Genomic DNA, 576 nt, shown 5'->3' on the forward strand with positions numbered 1-576 from the left:
GTTGGAATATCGGTATGGAAAGCTCTGATAATATCGGCAAGCTGACAGGCGGAATACCTATTGCTCATAAAGTTTCTCCAGTGGGCTAAACGGAGTCCTCCTACCGACCCTTGCCACGTGGAGATAGACCAAGGTAGTATTAATATCCACATGGCCGAGGAGTTCTTTGAGTGTAAATATGTCAGTGCCCATCTCTAGGAGATGAGTAGCATAGCTATGTCGGAGAGCGTGAGCGGTGACTTGTTTCTGTACACCGCTAGCCCGCCGGGCTTCCCGGGCGGCCCACTGTACACCTCTGGCACTTAAGGGAACAGGTTTTCCAGCACTGTTTTTTCCGTTAAAGAGATAATCGACAGGTCTTTCTACCTCCAAATAAGTTTTAATTCCTCTTGCCAGAAGATCGCAGAGAGGCACATATCGGTCTTTTCGGCCTTTTCCTTCCCGTATATGGAGCATTTTTCGGTCCAGGTCGATATCCGATATTTTGAGCTTGCAGCATTCAAAGTTCCGCAGTCCACAGCCGTAGAGCAGTGCCAGGATAAGACGGTGTTTGAGTAATTTTGGTGCTTTTAACAG

Annotated in this window: 1 protein-coding gene; it reads right to left on the reverse strand. The window is 47.9% G+C overall.

The features are described from left to right. Window positions 1–57: 57 nt before the first annotated feature. Window positions 58–576, reverse strand: a 519-nt coding sequence (locus GKS34_RS23220; protein ID WP_163387541.1) for a tyrosine-type recombinase/integrase, incomplete at its 5' end; no start/stop codon positions are given.

Source organism: Cyclobacterium jeungdonense (assembly GCF_010994275.1).
Lineage (GTDB): Bacteria > Bacteroidota > Bacteroidia > Cytophagales > Cyclobacteriaceae > Cyclobacterium > Cyclobacterium jeungdonense.